The following is a 5,785-nucleotide window of genomic DNA, read 5'->3' on the forward strand; positions in this document are numbered from 1 at the left end:
CCTAGTCTCTGCGATTGCTTCGCTTCCCTCGCAATGACGACAGAATTACTAATACTTTTACATCATAAAAGAATATCACCCACCAATAAATTTGAGAGCCACGCCATTCATACAGTACCGTTTACCAGTTGGCTTGGGGCCGTCATCAAATACGTGACCCAAATGCCCACCACACCGACGACAATGTACTTCAATTCTAGTTGTAAACAAGGAATTATCAACAGATGTGCCAATTGCCCCTGGTATCGGGTCAAAAAAGCTGGGCCAACCCGTACCGCTATCAAATTTAGTTTCCGATGAAAAAAGTGGCAAATCACAACCAGCACAGGCGTATATTCCCTTCCCATATTCCTTGTCGAGAGGGCTAGTATGAGCGCGTTCAGTACCGTGTTGGCGAAGCACTTGGAACTGTTGAGGAGTCAACATTGTACGCCACTCTTCTTCAGTTTTAGTAATTTCAAAAACATCATTAGAAGATGCCATAACTTTTGATGTCCAAGGTAAATAGCGAGATAACCATGCCATACCTACCACTCCTAAACCAGCTTGTAAAAAAAATCGTTTCTTCATTATACATCATCCAATCGCTAATTAACCAACCAATCTCATCGAGTAAACATAAACAAGCAAGTTACTATTATAGTCCTGCAAACCACTCATAACCTCGATCTTCCCAGTAACCTTTTTCAGGGAGTAATCCACCAACTAAGGTAATTTTAGTTACCCACTTACTCTGTTTATAACCTAGCTTAATTGGCGATGCTAGGCGTAAAGGTGCGCCATTTTCGATACTCAAAGGATTACCATTCTTTTGATAAGCCATCAAAGTTTGGGGATGCAAAGCTGAAGCAATATCCCAACTTTCATAGTAGTCATCCGCAGATTTAAAGTAAATGTAGCGAGCATTTGCCTTTGGTTGGGCAAGAGCTACTAAATCCCGCAACCGCACCCCACCCCACTGCACAATAGCGGCCCAACCCTCCACACAAACATGACGAATTGTCATCACAGTTAAAGGCATCAGTTGAATCTGTTCTAGACTTAAATTGAGAGGACGATTCACCTCACCATCAATTATCAGGCGAAAAGATTTTACGTCAAGCTCTGGAGTTGAATCAAAGGTATTGATAATTAAGGCATCAGGTTCTATGGCACTAGCTGGAAATTCCGGTACGAGTTTTTGAGGATTAAACAACAAACTTTCTACACTTTCGTTCAAAGGTTCAAATTTTTTGCCAATGATGTTATCAGTGCGAACTAATCCACAACCGCCCAAAATTAAACCGATACCAGATAGTCCCGATAATTGCAGAAATTGGCGGCGTTGCCATGACTTATGAGAGTTTGGAAACATGAGTAAACCTCTACCAAAAAATTGACTTAATTAGGCGAAAACCCCCAACTTTGAGGCCTAGCCAAGAGTGAACGAGTGAAAAAATAATGACAGTAGGAACTGATATAAAGTGTACTATTCTCAGCGCTTGCCAACTGCCAAATAAATCAACAATCCAGTGGAATTGAGCAGGTTTATACATTCCCACTCCACTAAATACTGCTAGCAGTAAAACCGGAATAATTGCTGTATAAGCTAGGCGATGCCATGAATAATTTTTGCGCTTAACGTTTTGAGACTTCTGTAAAGCTTTGAGGTCATTATAGCTGAGAAAACGATGCTGCCAGCGGCGGCTAATGAAAATATAAAGACCATACCAAAAAAGATTAAGTGTGAATAACCACATGGCGGCGAAATGCCAATGTCTACCAGCACCGAGCCAACCACCTAACAAAATTATAGATGGAAATTGCCATCCTCCGCGCCCGCCAAAAACAGGATTAGCATTGTAAATTTGCAATCCACTACCAATCATCATTACTAAACTAATGATATTTAGCCAGTGAAATAACTTTGCTAAAGCCGCCTGGTTTGGTAGTCGAGGTCGAGATGTTTTAGAAGGAACAGATGAATCCATAATAAGTATTTAGCTAAATAGTAAGAGGTATAAACATTTCATTTGTATGATAGCAGGTTAATTGCTAATTGCTAATTGCTAATCGCTAATCGCTAATCGCTAATTGCTAATCGCTAACAATTTTGACTGCCATACAACTTTTCATGTTATAGCCAATGCCAAGGTAATTAGGTTAGGGCAACTTTATTGTTTTGAGAACTTACGTAACGCCGCTCGGTGTTACGGATATTTGTCCTAACATTGTCCTAACATTATTGTCTGTTGCTATACTATGAGACTGCCATTTGTAACTTACGATACAAACAGGCAACTCATTTGCCGGCTTTTAGTTAATACGATGCTGACTCTATTTTGGATTTAAAATTTTTTATATTTGCAGAAAACATCCAATTTTCGGTCATATCCGTATCTAAAGTAAATTAAGGAAGGAAAATTACCTTATGAACAATCGCGGGCCGGGGCGGCGTAAATTACTATGGTATTTAGGGCTAGGAGTTAGTGGAACTGCTCTCAGTTTTGGTCTCAAGAAAGAGATGATGTCAATTGCTACCCCAACCTCTAGCTCTGAAAATATTCCGATACCTACTCCTCCTAAAAGCGATATTTCCATTACCACAGATCGAGCTATTACTTCACAGGTAGGACAGATTTTACCAGAGTTTCAGGGTATTAGCCAGTGGCTAAATTCTCCGCCGCTGAAAATATCCGATCTCAAAGGTAGCGTGGTGTTGGTACAATTTTGGACATTCGCCTGCATTAATTGTCAGCGTACTCTACCCTACATTACTCGTTGGCATCGCCAATATGCCGAGCGAGGATTAAAAATTATCGGCATACATACTCCTGAGTTTCCCTTTGAGCGCGATGTAAATAATGTCAAAAAAGCTTTGAAGGAATATCAAATTACTTATCCAGTACCTTTGGATAACGAGTTTAAAACTTGGCTTGCTTACAAGAATGAATATTGGCCTCATTTATTTTTAGCAGATCGACAAGGCATTCGGCGCTATAATCATATTGGGGAAGGAGCTTATGACGAAACAGAACAGACAATTCGCCAGTTATTAGGGTAGTTAAATGGCAACTTCACTCCCTTCGACTGGTGTAGCTTTGCTAGCAGGATTTTTAACTATCCTCTCACCTTGTATTTTGCCAATTTTACCTCTATTATTAGGGCGCAGCCTTCAATCTCATCGCTATGGCCCCGTTGCTTTGGTATTAGGATTAATTACTGGTTTTGCAGCAATTGGGAGTTTATTGGGAGTAACATCAACTTGGTTTGTTAGCCTTGCTAGCGTTCTCCGCAATGGAGCAATTGCATTTCTGCTGATGGCTGGGGTAAGTACCATTTTTCCCCAGATTTACCAATTAGTGTTTAAATACTTACACTTTCAACGTTGGCTGAAAGAACCTGTACGAGTGGGGTTAATGGGTGAATTTTGGCTGGGAACTCAACTCGGTTTGCTGTGGACACCTTGCGCGGGCCCAGTTCTGGCGAGTATCCTGGTCATAGCTGTTGTCAATCCTCAGCCGACAACAACTTTCTTGTTATTAGTTTTGTACGGTTTAGGGGCTGGATTACCGCTGCTAGGAATTGCTTATGGAGGGCGCTATTTTAGCCAGAAATTATTACGTCTGCGCCCCCATAGTGCAGCCTTACAAAGAATCGGCGGTGTTATTATTGTACTCAGTGCGATCGCGATTATTTTAGGTTGGGATGTCAAAATCCAACTTTGGTTAGCTCCATTTTTCCCAACTTTACGACTTTAAGGAAGAGGGGCGCTGGCGCAATCTATAATTTTGATTATCCTCAAGATAACGTTTGCCGCAGCGCCCGCCCCACAAATACTATTTCTTCATCGCATCGGGACTCTTCATCGCATCGGGACTTTTCATCGCATCGGGACTTTTCATCGCATCGGGGCTCTTCATAGCGTCAGGACTTTTCATCGCATCGGGGCTCTTCATCGCGTCAGGACTCTTCATGGAAGCAGGCGAAGCACTAGGAGCCACCTGATTTTCAGTGTTAGGACTAGAAGAACAGCTATACAGACTAGCCGTTAAGGTCAAACCAACAACTAAACAAAGCACTTTCCGGTTCATATTTTTCTTCCAAGTCTGAGAAATATTAATTCTACAAGTTAGCAGCTAATCGCTAACAGTGCGTTCTATTGTAGTACGGATGACTCCTGAGATTGGATTGTCAACCTCAAATATTTTTTTTCACCCAGGTTAAGTGACCCAACTTCCCTACATCCAAGCAGTTCTGTGGGTCGTATTTAAGAAGATGGAGTCTGGTTCTTTCTGGAGATGCCCTTGCTACCACCATCGAAATCAACTTAGAATTATCAGTTTAGGTCTGTTCTACGAAAAACCTATGGATTTGAACCCTGCCGAAACAAGCGTGGATGACCCTGACAAACAGACTGACGCTGAGTTATTTCAGTTAATAAGTGCTGGTCAAGCATCTGCCTTGGGTATTTTGTATAACCGCTATGGCAGTTTAGTCTACAGATTGGCCCTCAGAATCTTGACAAACCCTCAAGAAGCAGAAGACTTAACCCAAGAGATTTTTCTCAATCTCTGGCAAAAGAGAACTTACAATCCTAATCGTGGCTCTTTGAGCAGCTTTTTGACAACTCTGACTCGTTCGCGAGCAATTGATAAACTTCGTTCCCGCAGCACTAAGTTGAAATTTCTCCAGCGATGGAGTCAGATGATGGCTACTGAAATTCCACCTCTTACACCTTTTGAATCAGCTTCTTTAAGTGACCGTTCGCACTATGTTCGCGATGCCTTAGCTCAACTTCCCGAAAAACAACGGCAGGTGTTAGAAATGGCTTATTACGATGGTCTGAGTCAATCAGAAATCGCCGCCAAACTTAGTATACCACTGGGAACAATTAAAACTTGGTCTCGCCAAGGTTTATTGAATTTAAGAAAAAACTTACAAAATTTAATTGGCTAGTTACACCTATGACAGAGCCTTTATTTCCTGAACCTTTAGAAGAATTGATCGCAGGCTATGTACTCGGCAACCTTAGCTCTCAAGAAGCTGAGGAATTAAGCCGAGTGCTGAAAGAAAATCCTGAATTAGCTACAGAGGTAGCTAGTTTACAGGAAGTTTTAGAAGTCATGCCTTATGCTTTACCTGATATCGCACCGCCATCACATCTTTATGACTCTATTTTAGATGCTGCTGCAACAACTACCGTTGCATTCCCAAACAAGATTGTTGCAGTAAATCCTAACCCATTGCTTCGGGAAAAACTGAAACTATTTTCTCTAAGATGGAGTCCTGTTATTGGTAGCGTAGCGGCACTATTAGCTTTAGCTATTGGTTTAGATAACTACCGACTCAGACAACAAATAACGACTCTTGAGGCTCAGGTTGTGCGACAAAAAGATGTGATTGCGATGTTGCAACAGCCAGATACTCATCTAGTTTCTCTTAAAGGTATGGCTCAAGCCTCTGCTGCTTCTGGTAGTATTGTGGTTACACCCGGAGAACCTAAAGCTGTTTTAATTTTAAAGAATCTTCCGGTTTTACCCAAGGGTCAATTTTATCAATTATGGTCGGTTATTAATCAGGAAACAGTTGCTTGGGAGCAGTTTAATACTAATGAAAAAGGCACGGTTTTTGTCAAGCTTTCTCTACCTACTAATGGGCAAGTAACTACATTAGTTGTGACTGTTGAAGCATCGCCTTTACTTAAAAATCCGGCTGGGCCTATGGTGATGACGGGGAGTTTATAATTGGTAATTGGTAATTGGTAATTGGTAATTGGTAATTGGTAATTGGTAATGGCTAATTA

General features: G+C 41.3%; 8 protein-coding genes. 4 read left to right on the plus strand and 4 right to left on the minus strand.

Annotated elements, in window-relative coordinates; genetic code table 11:
* Window positions 1-75 precede the first annotated feature (75 nt).
* From msrB to PN499_RS26005, 3 genes are all read right to left on the minus strand, one after another.
* Window positions 76-570: a peptide-methionine (R)-S-oxide reductase MsrB gene (gene msrB, locus PN499_RS25995; protein WP_334311721.1), complete on the minus strand. Its 495-nt coding sequence runs from the start codon at window positions 568-570 to the stop codon at window positions 76-78.
* A 67-nt stretch (window positions 571-637) separates the two neighbouring features.
* Window positions 638-1,354 (minus strand): molybdopterin-dependent oxidoreductase, encoded by a 717-nt coding sequence (locus PN499_RS26000; protein ID WP_272035986.1) that lies wholly within the window; start codon window positions 1,352-1,354, stop codon window positions 638-640.
* Window positions 1,355-1,364: 10 nt separating this feature from the next.
* Window positions 1,365-1,970, minus strand: coding sequence for a cytochrome b/b6 domain-containing protein (locus tag PN499_RS26005; protein ID WP_272035987.1), 606 nt, complete (start codon window positions 1,968-1,970; stop codon window positions 1,365-1,367).
* A 440-nt stretch (window positions 1,971-2,410) separates the two neighbouring features.
* Here PN499_RS26005 and PN499_RS26010 point away from each other — a divergent pair, with 440 nt between their 5' ends.
* Window positions 2,411-3,043 carry a thioredoxin family protein gene (locus PN499_RS26010; RefSeq protein ID WP_272035989.1) on the plus strand — a complete coding sequence of 211 codons (633 nt, stop codon included), beginning with the start codon at window positions 2,411-2,413 and terminating at the stop codon, window positions 3,041-3,043.
* Between the two features lie 4 nt (window positions 3,044-3,047).
* Entirely contained in the window at window positions 3,048-3,740 is a 693-nt protein-coding gene (locus tag PN499_RS26015; RefSeq protein ID WP_272035991.1) for a cytochrome c biogenesis CcdA family protein, read from the plus strand.
* A gap of 78 nt (window positions 3,741-3,818) precedes the next feature.
* Here the strand turns inward: PN499_RS26015 and PN499_RS26020 are convergent, their stop codons facing one another.
* A complete protein-coding gene (locus PN499_RS26020) occupies window positions 3,819-4,073 on the minus strand; it encodes a hypothetical protein (protein ID WP_272035994.1) in 255 nt (84 codons plus the stop codon).
* A 274-nt stretch (window positions 4,074-4,347) separates the two neighbouring features.
* On the opposite strand from PN499_RS26020, the gene PN499_RS26025 reads away from it, so the two are divergent.
* Together PN499_RS26025 and PN499_RS26030 are read left to right on the plus strand one after the other, a co-directional pair.
* Window positions 4,348-4,938, plus strand: coding sequence for a sigma-70 family RNA polymerase sigma factor (locus tag PN499_RS26025; RefSeq protein ID WP_272035996.1), 591 nt, complete (start codon window positions 4,348-4,350; stop codon window positions 4,936-4,938).
* A gap of 8 nt (window positions 4,939-4,946) precedes the next feature.
* Window positions 4,947-5,726, plus strand: a complete 780-nt coding sequence (locus tag PN499_RS26030; RefSeq protein ID WP_272035998.1) for an anti-sigma factor — start codon at window positions 4,947-4,949, stop codon at window positions 5,724-5,726.
* Window positions 5,727-5,785: the final 59 nt, after the last annotated feature.

Origin of the sequence: Kamptonema animale CS-326 (assembly GCF_028330895.1) — a bacterium.
GTDB classification, from domain to species: domain Bacteria; phylum Cyanobacteriota; class Cyanobacteriia; order Cyanobacteriales; family Microcoleaceae; genus Kamptonema; species Kamptonema formosum.